Source organism: Psychrobacter sp. 1044 (assembly GCF_904846525.1).
Taxonomy (GTDB): Bacteria; Pseudomonadota; Gammaproteobacteria; order Pseudomonadales; family Moraxellaceae; genus Psychrobacter.
On record NZ_CAJHAZ010000001.1, the window covers coordinates 325,781 to 344,050 of the forward strand.

Genomic DNA, 18,270 nt, shown 5'->3' on the forward strand with positions numbered 1-18,270 from the left:
ATTTTTATTGCCTGATACTTGTAGTACCAAACAAATTTTAAAAACTTTCAACTATATAATAGTGATGGATAACGAGCTTAACCTAAACCCGCCACCCATCAGAAATTCTATTTAAAGAATTTCTCTTGCGAACCTAAAATTGCAGTGCAGTTTTTTAACGGTTCTCAAATCTTACAAGCCCCGCCAGCACAATCATCTTCCATATCCGCTTGCGCATCGTTCGCACCATCACGAGTGTTATGATAGTACAAAGTTTTCACGCCAAGCTTATACGCGTTTAATAAATCTTTAAGCAATATCTTCATTGGTACACGGCCGCCTTCATAACGAACCGGATCGTAGTTGGTATTGGCAGAGATACTTTGATCGATGAATTTCTGCATGACAGCGACCAGCCTTAGGTAACCATCATTGTTTGGCATTTGCCATAGTAGCTCATACTGATTTTTTAGCTTATCAATCTCAGGCACGACTTGCTTTAAGATGCCATCTTTTGATGCTTTGATAGAGACCAGACCGCGTGGTGGCTCGATACCGTTGGTTGCGTTGGCGATCTGACTAGAAGTCTCAGACGGCATCAAGGCGGTTAGGGTAGAGTTGCGCAGACCGTGAGTGGTGATTTCAGTACGCAGCGTTTCCCAATCGAGATGTAGCGGCTCTTGGCAGATTTTATCCAAGTCTTTCTTGTACGTATCAATCGGCAAGATACCTTGCGAGTACGTCGTTTCATTGAACGCAGGGCAAGCGCCTTGCTCTTTTGCCAATTTGTTTGACGCTTTCAAGAGATAGAATTGCAAGGCTTCAAATGTTTGATGCGTCAGACCCAATGCTGAGTCGTCTGAATAGCGCACGCCATTTTTGGCAAGGTAATAAGCATAGTTAATCACGCCCACACCTAGCGTACGACGACGCATGCTGCCGTTTTGAGCCGCTTTCACTGGATAGTCTTGATAGTCGAGCAGGGCATCAAGCGCACGGACGATGAGCTCGGCTGGCTCTTCGATGTCGCTGGCGTTGTCGACTTTACCCAAGTTGACCGCTGATAACGTACAAAGGGCGATTTCACCTTCTTCGTCATTGATGTTATCCAGTGGCTTGGTCGGTAGGGCGATTTCCATACATAGGTTTGACTGACGAATCGGGGCAACCTTTGGGTCAAATGGGCTATGGGTGTTGCAATGATCGACGTTTTGGATATAGATACGACCCGTACTCGCACGCTCTTGCATCATCAGACTGAACAAATCAGCTGCTGGGATTTGACGGCTACGAATGCTTGGGTCATTCTCGTACTTGGTGTATAACTCTTCAAACTTGTCTTGATCTTCAAAGAACGCATCATACAAGCCCGGCGTGTCACCCGGTGAAAATAACGAGATGTCTTGACCTTTGATGAGGCGAGTGTACATTGTTTTGTTTAACTGGACGCCATAATCCATATGACGCACACGGTTGTCTTCGACACCTCGGTTGTTTTTGAGTACCAGTAATGACTCAACTTCTAAATGCCATAATGGGTAAAACAACGTCGCTGCACCGCCACGGACGCCGCCTTGTGAACAGCATTTAACCGCCGTTTGGAACAGTTTATAGAATGGGATACAACCCGTATGCTGTGCTTCGCCGCCACGGATAGGGCTACCAAGGGCGCGGATGCGACCTGCGTTGATACCAATACCAGCACGCTGTGACACATAGCGGACGATTGCGCTGGTGGTGGCGTTGATTGAGTCTAGGCTATCACCGCATTCAATCAATACGCATGAGCTAAACTGACGTGATGGGGTACGCACGCCTGCCATAATAGGTGTTGGTAGTGAGATTTTGAACTGCGACGTCGCATCGTAAAAACGCTTTACGTAGTCCAAACGATCTGACTTGTTATAACGGCTAAACAAACACATACCAACCAGCATGTACAAGAACTGCGGGCTTTCAAAGACGGTCTTGTTGACGCGGTCTTGGACGAGGTATTTACCTGCCATTTGCTCAACAGCGGCATAAGCAAGGTTCATATCGCGCCAGTGATCAAGATACTTTTCTAGCTCGTCAAATTCAGCACGGCTGTAGTCAGCTAGGATATGCTGATCATATTTACCAGCGTCGGTCAGTTTTTTGACATGATCATAAAGGTGCGGCGGGGTGAATTTATTGTAAGCAATTTTACGCAGATGGAAAATCGCCAAACGCGCAGCCAAATACTGATAATCAGGCGTATCTTCAGAGATAAGATCTGCTGCTGACTTGATGATGGTCTCGTGAATATCGCGAGTCTTGATACCTTCATAAAACTGAATGTGCGACTTGAGCTCAACTTGCGACACAGACACATTATCCAAATTGTGAGCTGCCCACTCGATTACCTTATGAATTTTATCCAAATCAATAAGCTCTAATCGTCCGTCACGTTTGGTCACTTTGATTTTGTCGATGTGTGTCATGTTGCCCTCTTAAGTTGATAACTTGGTAATTATTTATAATGTTGCTTATAGTGATGCTGCACAGTCAGTAAACGGCAGGCATTCTTTATAATGCTACGATGCTTGCGCCGCGATAGGTGTTTTTTTAGGCAAAAATCTACCGCTACTCATAGTGACAATTAAATTCACTGAGTACTACATATAGCGTGTTTGTTAGTAGGTAGGCACAATATAGCGGGAAAATTTTGAAAATACTATATTGATTTTAGGGTCAAACTATGTTGCTGTGAGGTTGTGCTGTGTCCGAATTTTAGCAAAGGACGATGGGGTAAGGGTTAGACGCGATTGACTCAAATAATAAGTTTTTTGTAAAAACGGGCTGACAGTTTGCTTTTTATTCGCGAGTAAATGACCCACCAATAAGGGGACACAGAACAATAATAATGAGGGCGCAGATTGTACAGCAAACCACAAAAAATCGCCACCCGTATGAGTGACGATTTCGACGGAAAAGCGGCTGGCTTTTTTTAAACGACAATTATCTGTCTATACGACCAAACGAACTGTTTTGGCAGCGTCGAGTGAGGCATACAGCACATTGACCTGATCGGCTGCTGTAAGATATAGATTGACCCGTGCTGAATGGAAGCGACCGGTTTTAGACGGTTTCACTTCTATCGAGGCCAAATCAAAATCAGGGAACTGACTGCCCAAGATAAGCTTCACTTCATTGAGTAAGTTCTCACGCTCGCCTTCATGCCCAATGATGCTAAGTGGATAGTTCATTGGAAAGTCCCAAAGCTCAGGATTTTGAATATCCGTTCTTTTGCCTGTGATCACACCTTGATTGGGCGTTAGGTTGGTCATTTTTACTGATTTTTCATTTGTTGGTGCTTGGTTGTTGTTTTGATTGGTGCTGTCTTTTGGATCATCAGTCATGATGTGTGCCTCGCTTTATTAAATGTTAGCTATTAGCATAAGAGCTTTATTCACCATTTATAGTGGCACTAAACTTATAATTCAAGTGCTAAAATGGCAATGACAGTATGCTATGGATCACTGTGATCTGTCATAACTTTTGCTCAGTTATCCATGATAATCAAATGCTAATACACATATCAGATCATTTTTTATAAGCACAAACAGCGACATAATCCCCACGGTCATAGCCTTCGACGACTTCTTGCACCTTATCATTGGCATACATAGGATGGGTCAGTAAGGTTTGTGCATATTCAAAATCGACAAAACCATTGGCTTGCATCAGCGCGATTTTTTCATCAGAGGTGCGCCAATTTGCTGATTTAACCAGCTCAATAGGATAGGGATCAGCAGGAGAGATATGAGCAAGCAGCGGATGCTCCCAAGTATTTAATGAGCTAGCCAAATTATATAAGCTCGCAAAACCGCTTTCTTTTGGCACATCGATAACAATCAATTTGCCGCCGGTTTTTAAGGCATCAAATGCCTTTTTAATACAGATATCCAAATCGTTGATGTAGCTGACACTGCCGTTAAACATGATGATATCAAACTTATTTGGCTCAATATCGCAAGTCTCGGCAGGACTAATATCCACTTGTAAGCCGCGCTTTTTAGCGATTTCAGCCATGTCTTTTGAAGGCTCAATGCCGTGCCTGATATGGATATCATAATCCTGCGCCAATAGTGACTCAAACAGTCCGCTACCGCAGCCGATAGACAATATCTCACTATCCTTATCTAAGAAATGCGCGACCAGCTTTAGCTCACTGGTCAGTAAGTTTTGGTTGTCAAAAAACCAGCTGTCATACGCGCTTGCATGTTCATCAAATGCTGCCATGGTGTCTCTCCTTAAGTGTGTCCATTATTATGTTTAGGGTTAAGTTAAATTTTATTTATAATAAATATGGTATATAAAAGTATTTGCCATAAAGCTAGCACCTTGCATAGGGGCTAGGACAAATCAAGCGCTTGTTGCCAAAAATTCACTTCCATACGTGAAGCAGTATTAAATAACTGTTGGAACTTGTCTGCCTGAGTGGGGTTAGCCTGTGCTAGTAGCGTATTAATCTGCGCTTCATTCTGCGCGGTAATTGCTTGAAATTCGTCACTGGCAAAGACATCAATCCATGGCTGGTAAGGATTGTCCGCGACAAAACCTTGTTCTTTAATGCATTTGCCAATTTCGCCATAACCCATCAAACAAGGAGCAATCGCCGCATAAAGCTCAGCCAATGAGCCTGACATCGCAGCGTCCAATAGGTAGCGGCTATAGGCAATGGTCACGGCAGATTCAGGGGCGCTTTCTACTTCTTTAAGTGGGATGTCCCACTTATGACATAAATCGAGATACATGCCAATTTCCATATCGAGCATGGCATTGATGCCTGCTTGACCGACACGCATTTGTGCCAGCGTATCACTCTTATACACGCTCAACGCCATCACACGGGTATAGTGAATAAGATATAAATAGTCTTGCACAAGGTAGTGACGAAAGCTGTTAGGGGTGAGCGTACCAGCCGTTAGCTGTTTGACAAAATCATGCTGAATGTAGTCACCCCATGTTGGGCAATTGTGGCGTAATGTTTGGTAGTTCATAGTGTTCACTTACTGTTATAAAATGCAAGTAAGCAAAGAGTAGGGGGTGAGCAGTGAGCAGGCACAAAAAAAACCTTACCAGATTATGTGAATAAACTGGCAAGGCTTGCTTAGCAATAGATGCTTAAGAGGTGTACTATAAAATGTCACGCTTGTTTCCTACGTCAGTGCTAACTGCATCAGGTTCGCGGGTAACTCTCAGCCATGATTTTGAATTGTAGTTAAAGCATCAAAAATCAAAGCACCCCGACAAGGTTTATTTTTCAGAAATAAATATAAAGTTTACATAAGTTTAAACTGCTCGTACTTAAGTAATCGGCTCTATGGTAGACGAATTCAGCCATCATTAGCAAGTGATGCGCAAAAAACCATGAATAAAAGTTGTCTTGCAAGCGTAAATAGGCAAGTTTTTACCTTTTATTAAGCTAGTCAAATGCCACGATAATGGCGAGAGAAATCACTGTTTTCAAATGCATTCTGTATTCATAAACGCTCTACTATTGCCTATATTATTTATCTACCCGACGGTAGGATATATAAAAAATATCTCATAAATTAAGGCAACACGTTTATGGGACACTGTCTCATTTAGCATTGATTGCTTTATGATTTATAGGTGTTCAGCTAAGAGGCTATGGTAAATAGCCATTGATAGGAGTGATCTCAGGCGGAATATCTGCCTCTTCTAGTGCTTCTCGCAGATTGATCTCGATAGTACGCGATAATGCAGTCAGGGGTAGTTTGTTGGCGGCTAAGCCGAAAGGCTCTTCTAGCTCTTCACTGAGGGCATCCAAACCAAAAAAGGTATAAGCGATCACGGCACAAATCAGCGGGGTCACCCAACCGAGCGAGGCCACCAAGCCAAAAGGCAACATGATGCAATACAGATAGGTCGTGCGATGGACCAGCAGCATATAAGCAAACGGCAGCGGTGTATTATGAATGCGCTCGCAGGCTGCCAATACAATGGTCATAGACGTCAGGCGCTCGTCCATGTTCTGTATGACTTGCTCTGATACCAGTCCTTGACGCCGAATGTCGCCGAGCTGCTTACCCATGAGGCGCATGATGTAATCAGGTAGATTGCGCGCTTGACACATACTATCATGGTGTTTCGATGCGACAAAAGGCTCGACATCATGCCAAGGTGACGATCCGCGCAGGCGATGGCGCACAGCATGCGCAAAAGCAATGGTCAGGTAAACCATCGTTCGCCCAGTCTCGTGCCCATTCTCGGTATCAGTATCTATAAAAGAAAGTACTTGACGGGTTAAGCTACGCGCATCATATACCAACTGACCCCAAAGCCCTCGAGCTTCCCACCAGCGTTGATAACTGGCATTGTTACGAAAACCAAGAAATAGCGACAACGCGATTCCTAGCAAGGTAAAAGGAGCCATACCATAATAAGGAAAAGAGTCAGGAAGCCAGTGCTGAATAATTGTTATAAGTGTGCTGAGAAGCGCGATCAGCAAAATTTGCGGATAAATTTTTGGAATGACAGAGCCGTGCAGGGTAAAAAGTATCTTGAGAGCGTTTGGGGTTTGCCGGACAATCATGTCGGTTTCCTATCGATGGCATATATAAAAAAGCGATGGCAGAGGTATCAATCAGCGTATACTCAAATCATCGCGACCTATGATATCAGTAGTTACCAATATGGCAATAATAAGATGCTACTTAAATACTTAAATCACTTTTGTATTGCGCAGCAGCAAGGAAAACTGTAAGCACGCTCTAAAGGGTCTCTTCTTCACGCAGCGTCAGCACCTCATAACCATCGGCAGTCACCGCGATGGTATGTTCCCATTGGGCAGAAAGCTTTTTGTCTGCAGTCACCACCGTCCAGCCGTCTTTTTTCATTTTTACTTTGGCTTTGCCTTGATTAATCATTGGCTCAATAGTAAAGGTCATGCCTTGTTCTAAGACCAAGCCTGCACCTGCGCGACCATAATGTAAAACTTCAGGCTGTTCGTGCATTTCGCGACCGATACCATGCCCGCAGTATTCTCTAACGACAGAGTAACCGTGCTGTTCGGCATGGCTTTGAATGGCATGCCCGACATCACCGAGCGTTGCGCCCGGCTTGACCACACGGATACCTGCCCACATGGCCTCATAAGTGTTATCGACGAGGCGTTTTGTTAAGGGCATCACATCGCCAATCATATACATTTTGCTAGAATCGGCAATAAAGCCGCCTTTTTCTAAAGTAATGTCCACATTGATGATGTCGCCTGATTTTAGGACTTGGTTGCTTGAGGGTACACCATGACAAACCACTTGATTGACAGAAGTATTGAGCACGTATTGGTAGCCGTATTGACCTTTGCTGGCAGGTCGTGAGTGTAAAACATCCACAATATAGCGCTCAACTAAATCATTGACAGTCATTGTGGAGATGCCAGCGACCATGTGCGTATCTAGGTAAGCAAAAACCGATGCCAATAAGCGTCCAGACTCACGCATGATGGCTAACTCTTCAGGTGTTTTTAGCGCGATTTTAGCCATCGATAAGATTTCCTATATTAACATCTGCTCGTTTTAACTGCTCGCTGATGATATCGGTATAAGATGCGTGAGGATTGGCCTCGGCCAACATACCTATCTTTATCCAATACTCTGCCTGCGCGTTAATCGAACGTACCATTACCGCACTGGCTTTACGAAGCTCTTCGTGTAGTGTGTCATCAATTTTAACAATACCCATTGTTTTACCTAGTATATGAAATGTATGCGAATCATATATATTGTATAGTGCCATTGCAAGTTTGTTCTTGTATTCCTTGATGCAGATATGTAGTTATAGCACTCGAGCCATCAAATCGATGACACAGAAAAGCCGAGATAAACTCGGCTTTTTTATTGGTGCTTAGTTTGCTTTATTATTAATCATTCTCTAAGAACGAACGCAGATGCTCAGAACGTGACGGATGACGCAATTTACGCAGTGCTTTTGCCTCAATCTGACGAATACGCTCACGTGTTACGTCAAACTGCTTACCCACTTCTTCCAAGGTATGGTCAGTTGGCATGTCGATACCAAAGCGCATTTTTAGCACGCGTGCTTCACGCTCAGTCAGATTGCCCAATACATCACGAGTCGCTTCACGCAGACCTGCCGCTGTCGCATCATCAACAGGGCTTGAGATCGTACCATCTTCGATGAAATCACCTAGATGTGAGTCTTCATCATCACCGATAGGGGTTTCCATCGAGATAGGCTCTTTGGCGATTTTCAGTACTTTACGGACTTTAACTTCGTCCATCTCTAAGCGTTCACCTAATTCTTCAGGCGTTGGCTCGCGTCCCATTTCTTGTAGCAACTGACGAGATACACGATTTATTTTGTTAATGGTTTCAATCATATGCACAGGAATACGAATGGTACGCGCTTGGTCAGCGATAGAACGGGTAATCGCCTGACGAATCCACCAAGTGGCATAGGTCGAGAATTTATAACCACGGCGGTATTCAAATTTATCAACCGCTTTCATCAGACCGATGTTACCTTCTTGGATTAAATCCAAGAACTGTAGACCACGGTTGGTATATTTTTTGGCGATAGAAATAACCAAACGCAGGTTAGCTTCGACCATTTCTTTTTTGGCGCGGCGAGCTTTTGCTTCACCGACTGCCATACGGCGCGCGACATCTTTCATATCGTGGATTTTCATGTCGAGCTGTTGCTCGTAGTCACGAATGCGACGTTGCAATAAAATAACATCATCAGTGACTTTTTCTAGCGTACCAGCAAACGCAGGCTTACCTTTAATACGTTCAATCAACCAATCAACGTTGGTTTCGTTGCTAGGGAAAGTCTTACGGAACTCTTCACGTGGCATACGACCACGGCGAATGACCAAACGCATGATTTGACGTTCTTGCTTACGCACATCATCATAGACATCATGCATGATAGCCATGACTTGATCTGACAAGCGATTGTTCAACTTTAGCATCATAAAGCGTTCGGCAAGTAGGGCATAAGCAGTATTTGCTTCTGTGCTACCACGGCCATAATCTAGCAAGGCTTGCTTGGCTTTGATAAATAAGTGTTCGATTTCTTCTAGACGCAGACGTACTTCTTCAGGATCGATACCGCTGGTTTCTTCTTCAGCTTCCTCTTCAACATCGTCTTCATCCTCGTCCTCATCATCAAGCGCCGCTGCTTTGGCTTTTGCTTTGATCACAGGTGGATTTTCTTTTTCTTCTTTGATGCGTTCACGTTCTTCTTTTGCTGCCTCTTTCGCTTCTTGGGCAGCGATTTTGTCTGCTTCGGTCTCAGGATCTAAAAAGCCAGTGATGACATCAGAAAGCTTTTTCTCGCCATCTTGTACTTTTTGATACTCATCAAGGACGAACTGTACGGTGCCCGGCCAGTAAGACATCGCATGCTGTACGTCACGAATGCCTTCTTCGATACGCTTGGCAATGGCGATCTCACCTTCACGGGTCAATAGATCAACCGTACCCATTTCACGCATATACATACGCACAGGGTCAGTGGTGCGACCCGGCTCAGTCTCAACAGAGGCCAATACCGCCGCTGCCTCATCCGCTGCCATGTCATCATCGCTTGAATCGTCGTTCATCAAGATGTCATCGGCATCAGGCGCAGATTCAAAGATTTTGATACCAACGTCGGTCAGCATTTGCACAATATCTTCGATCTGATCGCTTTCGGTAATAGAGTCGGGCAGTTGGTCATTCACCTCAGCATAGGTGAGATACCCTTGCTCTTTACCCATTTGGATTAAGGTGGCCAGTTGAGATGTGGACTTAGAAACTGACTTATCGTTCATAAATACTCGCTTACTTGCATCGGACATTTTTATATTGTGACGCGCTATCGCTCGCTCAGTGCGTTGATATAATCAATCGATTCATCAAAATATGGCGTAGAGGTTGTCAATAATATCAAAAATGAGTTGATATGAATAAAGGCTCAAGATACTACAATTACAATGCTAAAAAACTGCTAGAAATTAGTAACGCTAAAAACTCTTCAAGATAACATTATCTAAAAAGTAATATATAAAAATAACGGTACCTAAAAACGGATACTTCAAAATAATATCTAAAATTTGTGCTTAATGAGGCGGATTTATCGTCATCTATTAAATCGGGCTATAAATAGTTAGCGACACAGTTTAACACACACCAGCGTAATCAAGCACGAGGTAGTGATATCTACCGACCATTTTTTACCGATTATTTTATATCAGCCAAATGATTAAATGGCAATACATGCTATTGGGCATAATCATTAGTAGTGGGGGCAGCCGCTATACTTTTAAAGGGTTGGAGATTTTTTAGCAAAAATAATGGCAAACGTTAAGATTTCACCGTCGCCATCTGCGCTGACTGCTCAGCTTGCTGCGCGCGTAACCAGTCATTTAATAATTGCGACTGCTTACGGACAATCGCCAGCTTGATATGATCAGGATTTTTGATGAGCTCTTGCATCTTTTTTTGCAGATGTAACTTGAGCAACTGCATCACCAAGTTTTCGATCAACTCATCCAAGCTCAAAATATTTCTGCCAATTAATGTCTTATAAAATCCGCCCCAGCTACGGCTAAGTGTTTCTTGGGTGATTGGTTTGACATTAGACAATATAAAGTGTGCGGCGGCGTTGGCATCTTTGGGTAAATGATTCAGGCAGCGTTTGATGGTGCTAACGATATCCAGCAAGGCGATATCTTGCAAATCTTCCCAAGCCAGCGGACGCAAGATGTCAGGCGCGGCTTTTTGCTTGATATGTGCTGGCAGCTGTAAATCATTAATACCTGCCTGCTGCCAAATGGCTTCGATAGGGTCTTCAATTAAGGCGCGTGGCTGAAACAAAAAACAAAGCTGCAATTGCTGACTGATGGTCATGTCACCATCAAAATCTAGCAGCGCATCTTTGGCTTCGATATTTTGGCTACGTTTACCACCCAGCTTCTGATAGACGTCATTGTTCAGCAAATAGCGAAAGCTACTGCCTTTAGGTAATGCAGTGGTCAAGGCACGTACTTGCGACATGAGCTTGGCTTTGCCTTCTGCCAAGGTTAAATCGTAACGCTCGCTTAAATAGGCAAAAATATACTGTGACAATGGCATGGCATTCGCGATTTGCTCACGCATGGCATCGCCGCCCTGACTCTTAATAAACGTATCAGGATCATGATTATTAGGTAGGGTCAAAAACCGCAACTCTTTATCATCGGCCAGTACTGGCAAAGCCACTTCAAGGGTACGCCAAGCCGCTTTTTGTCCCGCGCTATCGCCATCAAAGCTCAAGGTTAGGGTAGGGTTCAGCGTCAGTAATCGTGATATTTGACTCTCATTGATCGCCGTACCCATCGAAGCGATAGCGCCATAAATACCCGCTTGGTAAAGGGCAATCACATCCATATATCCTTCGACCACCAGCCAGCTGTCGGCACGTTGTTGGCGTGATTCATAATAGCCATACAGCACATGCTGTTTATGAAAAACGGGCGAGTCAGAGGAGTTGATATATTTGGGTTTTACCTCGTCATCAAGCGCGCGACCACCAAAACCAATGGTGCGACCTTGATTGTCTCGAATCGGGAAAATGACCCGATCACGGAGTAGATCATAATCGCGTCCAGACTCTGATTGGCGCACCAAACCAAGCGCCTTTAGCCCTTCAATATCTTGTGGAAACTGATGCTCAAGATGTTGCCACCCAAAGGGCGCATAGCCTAAGCCAAAGGTCTCAAAGATGTCTTCTGTGATACCACGCGATAAAAAATAATGCTTGGCATGCGGATGAAGGGTAAGATTGTGCTGATAAAACTGCTGGATTTGCTCTAACAGCTCATACAGGTTACCGTCTTTATCGGAAGCGCTATGATCATCGTACAATGCCGCAGCGTCAGTATCTCCACCTGTCAACCATGCTGGCGGATAGCTATTATCATCTTGGTAGTCTGCACCATAAGAATCTTCTGGATAAGACGCTGAGTCGTAAGCATCTAGCGGTGGATACTCATCGTAGCCATTGCTACTGTCGTGATAAACGGGTTGATCGGTATCGCCGTACTGGTTTTGTTGCTGGATAGCCGAAGTAGCGTTAATAGAAGGCGCATTAATTGTTTGAGCAGGACTTTTAGCGTCGATAGTTGGATTAGGTGTTGGCGGTGGTGCAATCGGTTTTGGTGCACGGCGCTGGTAGCTGACGTTTTGTTGTTCTTCTTTTGGGACTTCGATGCCCGTCTGCTTTGATAGCTCATTAACCGCTTCAATAAAAGTTAAGTTTTCATAATCGCGTAAAAAACTGATGGCATTACCGCCGACGCTACAGCCAAAGCAATGATAGATATTTTTTTGTGGATTGACATAAAAAGAGGGCGACTTTTCACCATGAAATGGACAGCAGCCTTTAAACTCACTACCAGCACGTTTAAGCGTCGTATGACGCCCAATGATACTGATTAAGTCAGCTTGGCTATTTAATTGGTCGAGAATATGATTTGGAATACTCATGCAAAAAACAGTTTACCATAGGTGTATTATCTTAAGCATAGGCAATATTGGGCGCAAACAATATTAGGCATAGATAATGAAACAGAAACAGAAAAAATAAGGCCAACTCTGTCGTTGACCTTATTTTTTTCATGATGTGCGTTGATGTACTAAAAAGAAGAAACGTTCTCTTAATTAAAGAAAAGACGTTGCCTCAAATCCAGCGCATTTATTCATCATTCATATCGACATCTGATGGCAGGATATCAATCCCTTGAACAGGCAATGTCGTACGGCGTACAGGATTGGTGTTTTGCGGATCGACATTGGCTTCTCTTGCTGTAGAGCCAGTGCTCGATTGGCTAGTAATACGCTCAGCGGATGCTTCAGGCAGACCTAAGCCGACATTGATGCCAGTATTGGCGCGCACAGGTGAAGTACCTTGCGCTGCACTGGCTGCTGCTGCATTATCGCTTGGCAGTCTCAATTGACTGGCGTTACGAATAACCTGAGTTTTGGTTGCGCCGTTATAGTCGCCTGTCGCAACTGATGAAGTATCTTTGTTAAAACGACTTAACTGTCCAAAAGTCAATTTGTTGATGAAAGAACGCTCACGTTTGGTGTCGAGTTTAACGCGTCCATCAGCACTTAACATGTTGGGATAATTAATCTGCAATAGAGTTTTGTATTCTGCTGCCAAATCAGACATACCCAATTTGTCATAGCTATAAGCTAAGACCGCGATTGCGTCAGGGATGGATTCACTAAGTGGATAGTATTGAAACACCCATTTGGCACGGTTAACAGCAGCGACATAAGCTTCGCGCTCGATATACCAGTTGGCGGCACTCATCTCACTTTCAGCAAACTGATTGTAAATGAAAGTCATGCGCTGAGCGGCATCTGGCGCGTAAGGGCTGTTAGGGTACTTGTTAATAAGCTCTTGAAAGTTAGCGAAGGCAATACGTAAATAGGCGGTATCACGCTCAGCTTGATTGAGCTTAAACAGTTTTAGACCTTCTGATGAGCCTTGCATGTTGGCGACGCCGCGCACATAGTAAGCGTAGCTGACTTGCGGATTAGAGGGATATAGGTTAATAAATTGCTCAGCGCTGGCAGCTGCCATTTCATACTTACCACTGGCATATTGTGCGTACATCATGTCGAGTAATGCTTGCTCAGCGTACTGTCCAGTAGGATAAAAAGTGCGCAGATTGGTCAAATCTTCGATGGCTTGTGTATAGCGGCCTTTATCAATCTGGGTAATGGCATCGTTATAATAGTTCTGCTCTGATTTTTCGGCAGTTTCTACCGCATCGACGTCTTTACCGCCAGTCAGATTTTTGAAAGTCTGACAGCCCACTAAGTTTACGCTTAGTGCAAGTAGGGTTATTGAGGACAGTTTGATAAACGTATTGCCAACAGCTTGCATACTTCTTCTCCGACACAAGACGTATAATAGCAGCGACGCTATCATACTAGATATTAGGTTAATGATAAAAAACGATGCGTAGGCATCGATAGTGGTCTGTCATCTACTATGTCAATCATCGGACATACCAGTTATCGTTATTAAAAAACGCTTGATGGCATAGGGTTTATATCAAACCAAATGCTTTTAATAAAAATTCGATAAGCATACAGTGGCATAGCATACAGCAAAATATGGCTATACTTTATAGAATAACGTTTGCTTCGTCTATTTTTTCGCCATCTATATTGTACTTAATCCAATCGTGCTCATCGGATTTGAGTCAGTATCGTACAGTTATTAGTCTACTGCAACGCATATACGATATGCTGCTGCTCGCAATGAGCTGTATACCAGCGCATGTCAGTTTGGCATTTTAACATGAGCTGCTGTCACGAGCGATATCGAATGTCGCTGACACTGACAAATATACAGTAAATTACAGCAATGTCATATTTTAGAGAGTTAAGTACGGCGCTGACGCTCGCTGCGGTATAATCAAAAAATGACAGATAACACACAGCTTCTATAGGGCTTAGGCGCTTGGCATGCTACACTAGCATGGTATTGCCTCCGCTTTTTTCGACGACGATCGCTTTTATGATAAGTGATTGATAGCGAATGGCCTTTCGTTTTTTATAGCGTTACGCTTAACACTTTATTAGAAATTTCTCAAAAGCTACCTTTCAAAACCATGTCAGGCGCTTTGCCATATATAAATCTGCTATGAATAATAATGCTATGACTACCCATTTACCACCGAATCAATCACGACAGACTGATTCATCAGCACAAGAGTCACCGATGCCAAATGACGTTTTAAATAATAGTGAATTACCTGACGATAATCAGTCGATGCTTGATGAGCAAAGCCATAGCGATCATGTTTTAGAAGACGCTGTGTTAAAAGATAGTGATGTGCTTGACGACGATATGATAGATAGCAGCGATGAAGATGCTGACGACATTGATGATAGCGACGATGATGAAGCGTCAGCCGCCGGTCAAGTGGTGCCAGTAATTATTAATATGACGCATACGGTTATAGAAGACGAAGCAGGTTTACGTATTGATAAATTGGCTTCAAAAATATTTACCGATTTCTCACGTGTTCAATTACAAGGTTGGATCAGTGATGGCAGCCTGCTGTATAACGGTGGCGTGCAAAAACCGAAAATTCGTGTCAGAGCGGGTGATGTGCTGCAGTTAACCACCACATTAGAGCAGCATAGTGAAGATCAACCAGAAAATATAGACATCGATGTGGTCTATGAAGATGATGACGTATTGGTCATCAATAAACCTGTTGGCATGGTAGTGCATCCTGGTGCGGGCAACCAAACCGGCACCTTGGTCAATGCACTGCTGTATCACTATCCGCAGCAGCACCATCTGCCGCGTGCAGGTCTGGTGCACCGTATTGATAAAGATACCTCAGGGCTATTGTTGATTGGTAAAACCAAGCCAGCACAGCTTGCGCTGATGGAGCAACTAAAGGACAAGTCGGTCTATCGTCATTATCAATGTGTGGTAGCAGGGGATGCAGCGAGTCTATCGCGCCATCGCCGTATTGACGCCCCAATCGGTCGTCACCGTAATCAGCGTACTAAAATGACGGTAATGACGGCAGGACGCGAAGCTGTGACTCATTTACTGAATGTGACCGCGCTTAATGGCAATTATTGCCTGTTGGATGTAGGTCTTGAAACGGGACGCACTCACCAAATTCGTGTGCATTTAAGTCATGTTACTTATCCGATAGTGGGTGATCGTGTCTATGGTGGTCGTCGTCAACTGCGGGCAGGACTGACAGAAGCACAACGTCAAGCGATTAATAATTTTCCACGTCAAGCCTTACATGCCTACACACTGGGTTTCGTGCATCCAACGACTGGTGAAGATATTGAAGTCACCACACCACTGCCTGAAGATATGCAGCAGTTAATGGCTGTGCTAAGTGATGGCTATGATGACGAGTAGACCGCTCCTTGTAGGCGAGAGCGTAAAGTCGCTTGTAAAAAACAGAGCCTAGTAGTAAATAGCGATCCGTGACATAAAAATGACTCATTAAGACGGTAAATCAGCCATGACTCATCAGTTTCCTATGACATTGCTCGCACAGATTGATGATGTGGCTGTTTTTCAAACAGCTGCCTTTTCAAGCGATGATGTTGACTCACAAGACCAGCCCACAGAACAGCTAGTACGACAGCAACGTCAAGCGAATTACGGTGAGCTAAATTTAGGTTTGCATGTCAATGACGATGCTGCAAAAGTACTGAGCAATCGCATGCGTTCATTATCTGCCATCAATGAGCAGCTTGCACCCTTATCGTCGACATGCCAACACGTACCCATCAAGCGCTTACACTGGGTTAACCAAGTTCACGGTAAGCAAATTCATGATATTGATGGCACAGCGCTAGGTATGACGCCAATGTCTGCTGACGCGATGGTCAGTCGGCAACAAGGGCTTGGGCTTGCGATAATGACGGCTGACTGCGTGCCGATAGTTTTATATCAGCCAGCTAGTGGTCAAATAGCAGCGATTCACGCGGGTTGGCAAGGTCTGGCTTGCGGGGTTATTCAAGCGACTGTGCACTGTTTTACGCAATCGGGACAAATCAAAGCTTGGATTGGTGTTTGTATCAGTCAAGACAGCTATGAAGTTGGCGCTCAAGTTCGCAATCAATTATTGAAAGGTTGCACAGAAAATAAGTTATTGAACACAGCCAGTATTGAGCATTTTGATTCGTTATATGTCATAGATTCTGTGGCTATTATTAAAGGCGATAGCAATACTCAACATGTACAGGATACGGTTGATAAGCTGTCAAGCTGTGACAAAGTTGACACAATGAAAATCAAGCTAAACTTACCAAAGTTGGCAGCGGATCAGCTTAGTGCGGCGGGCGTTATAGTAGATGACACATTATCTAGCAGCTGTAGTTATGCTGATGACCACTATTACTCTTATCGGCGTCAAACGCATTTGCAGCAGCCTGCTACAGGTCGAATGGCGCTGGTCATTGTACGTGGCGCTGCGTAGGATTACGCTATTTGCTGTTGCGCGCGAGTAACTGTTGAACTTATATTGTTTTTATCTAACCATTTATAGCCATTATTAGAGTTTGTATGAATACATCTGCCAAATCGTCCATTACTGATAGCATACCGACTGTATCTATTGCTGTTATTTATCATAGCAACTACGGTCATACCAAGCGCGTGGCTGAAGCGATCGTTAAAGGGGCGCATCAGCAATTGCCAGCAGCACAGGCCAAAGCCGTTGATGTCCACAAGGTTGACTGGGATTATTTGGATCAGGCGGATTTGCTGGTTTTCGGTAGTGCCGTATATATGGGTAGTGTCACTGCTGAATTTAAGACTTTTATGGATGAAACCTCAAAGCGCTGGTACCATCGTAAATGGGAAGGCAAGTGGGCAGCCGCTTTTGCCAACTCTGGTGGACTGAGCGGTGATAAGCTGGCGGTATTGCAGCAGATTTCTTTGTATGCGATGCAGCATGGTATGAACTGGATTGGATTACCGCTGATGCCGACAGGTCATGAGGCTCATGATTTAAACCGTTTATCTAGCTTTTTGGGCTTGATGACCCAGTCGCTTGATGGTCCTCCTGAGGAAACGCCAGGACGTGGGGATATTGATACAGCTATTTGGTTCGGCGATCATTTGGCTAAGACAATTATCAAGCATCAGCCAGCGGCGCGCCCTTGAAATGAATGGCTATTGAGTCATTCAAGGTAATTTATTAAACATTAGAGGCAGATATCAAACCGATATCTGCCTTTTTTTTGCTTATTTTATGAATGTGATGGCACTATTTTTGATTTTTTGTACTGGTAGTATTTTGAACCTGCCCAGTGGTGGCAGGCATATTTTTGACCAAGATGCTATTGGTAGGGGTGGTATTCACAGGGATAGGGCTGTCGACAAACTGAAATGATTGGCAGCTTGTCAGTAACAGGGCTGATGTAAGTATATAAGCAAGAATCGGTAACTTCATAGTGGTGTCTCAGGCGGCGATCGGCAACGTGGAAATAGCGCCTATCATAAAGAAAATATGGTGCGTTGCAATAGCTTGTTTCATAGCATTATAAAAATTTGACTGGTAAGAAAAGCGAGTGCTAACTTAAGTCTATGTATCTATTATGTACAACTAAAATCGATGATGACAAAAAATGAAGCGCATATATGACAATTATTCACAATGATAGGTTTTCTATAAAAGATATGCGCCCAAAAAATAGAACTTTAGTGACTGATTTTAAAGATATTATTCAAATAGCTTATTAT

14 protein-coding genes and 1 riboswitch are annotated in these 18,270 nt (G+C 43.9%); of the genes, 3 read left to right on the forward strand and 11 right to left on the reverse strand.

Features of this window, described 5'->3' with window-relative positions:
• Positions 1-164 precede the first annotated feature (164 nt).
• The 10 genes from nrdA to JMX82_RS01380 form a co-directional block, all read right to left on the reverse strand.
• Positions 165-2,441 (reverse strand): class 1a ribonucleoside-diphosphate reductase subunit alpha, encoded by a 2,277-nt coding sequence (gene nrdA / locus JMX82_RS01335; RefSeq protein WP_201539032.1) that lies wholly within the window; start codon positions 2,439-2,441, stop codon positions 165-167.
• 525 nt (positions 2,442-2,966) lie between these two features.
• Positions 2,967-3,287, reverse strand: coding sequence for a YbeD family protein (locus tag JMX82_RS01340; RefSeq protein ID WP_045446256.1), 321 nt, complete (start codon positions 3,285-3,287; stop codon positions 2,967-2,969).
• Positions 3,288-3,543: 256 nt separating this feature from the next.
• Entirely contained in the window at positions 3,544-4,242 is a 699-nt protein-coding gene (locus tag JMX82_RS01345; RefSeq protein ID WP_201539033.1) for a class I SAM-dependent DNA methyltransferase, read from the reverse strand.
• A 113-nt stretch (positions 4,243-4,355) separates the two neighbouring features.
• Complete coding sequence (gene tenA, locus JMX82_RS01350) at positions 4,356-5,003, reverse strand: thiaminase II (protein WP_201539034.1); 648 nt, start codon at positions 5,001-5,003, stop codon at positions 4,356-4,358.
• 139 nt (positions 5,004-5,142) lie between these two features.
• Positions 5,143-5,262: riboswitch (TPP riboswitch) on the reverse strand.
• 373 nt (positions 5,263-5,635) lie between these two features.
• A complete protein-coding gene (locus JMX82_RS01355; protein WP_201539035.1) occupies positions 5,636-6,562 on the reverse strand; it encodes a bestrophin family protein in 927 nt (308 codons plus the stop codon).
• Between the two features lie 178 nt (positions 6,563-6,740).
• Positions 6,741-7,514: a type I methionyl aminopeptidase gene (gene map / locus JMX82_RS01360; protein ID WP_201539036.1), complete on the reverse strand. Its 774-nt coding sequence runs from the start codon at positions 7,512-7,514 to the stop codon at positions 6,741-6,743.
• Positions 7,507-7,713 carry a ParD-like family protein gene (locus tag JMX82_RS01365; protein WP_060490914.1) on the reverse strand — a complete coding sequence of 69 codons (207 nt, stop codon included), beginning with the start codon at positions 7,711-7,713 and terminating at the stop codon, positions 7,507-7,509. Before JMX82_RS01365 ends, map begins: the two co-directional genes overlap by 8 nt.
• Before the next feature lie 178 nt (positions 7,714-7,891).
• Positions 7,892-9,808: an RNA polymerase sigma factor RpoD gene (gene rpoD, locus JMX82_RS01370; RefSeq protein ID WP_201539037.1), complete on the reverse strand. Its 1,917-nt coding sequence runs from the start codon at positions 9,806-9,808 to the stop codon at positions 7,892-7,894.
• A gap of 532 nt (positions 9,809-10,340) precedes the next feature.
• Entirely contained in the window at positions 10,341-12,503 is a 2,163-nt protein-coding gene (locus JMX82_RS01375; protein ID WP_201539038.1) for a DNA primase, read from the reverse strand.
• Between the two features lie 208 nt (positions 12,504-12,711).
• On the reverse strand, positions 12,712-13,914 hold the full coding sequence (locus JMX82_RS01380) for an outer membrane protein assembly factor BamD (RefSeq protein WP_201539039.1): 1,203 nt from the start codon (positions 13,912-13,914) through the stop codon (positions 12,712-12,714).
• 780 nt (positions 13,915-14,694) lie between these two features.
• On the opposite strand from JMX82_RS01380, the gene JMX82_RS01385 reads away from it, so the two are divergent.
• The 3 genes from JMX82_RS01385 (at position 14,695) to JMX82_RS01395 (ending at position 17,691) form a co-directional block, all read left to right on the forward strand.
• Positions 14,695-15,933 carry an RluA family pseudouridine synthase gene (locus JMX82_RS01385; RefSeq protein WP_201539040.1) on the forward strand — a complete coding sequence of 413 codons (1,239 nt, stop codon included), beginning with the start codon at positions 14,695-14,697 and terminating at the stop codon, positions 15,931-15,933.
• A gap of 106 nt (positions 15,934-16,039) precedes the next feature.
• Positions 16,040-17,002, forward strand: a complete 963-nt coding sequence (locus tag JMX82_RS01390; protein ID WP_201539041.1) for a polyphenol oxidase family protein — start codon at positions 16,040-16,042, stop codon at positions 17,000-17,002.
• An 86-nt stretch (positions 17,003-17,088) separates the two neighbouring features.
• Positions 17,089-17,691, forward strand: coding sequence for a flavodoxin family protein (locus JMX82_RS01395; protein ID WP_201501385.1), 603 nt, complete (start codon positions 17,089-17,091; stop codon positions 17,689-17,691).
• Positions 17,692-17,794: 103 nt separating this feature from the next.
• On the opposite strand, the gene JMX82_RS01400 is transcribed toward JMX82_RS01395, so the two are convergent.
• A complete protein-coding gene (locus JMX82_RS01400) occupies positions 17,795-17,980 on the reverse strand; it encodes a hypothetical protein (RefSeq protein WP_201539042.1) in 186 nt (61 codons plus the stop codon).
• Between the last annotated feature and the right edge of the window lie 290 nt (positions 17,981-18,270).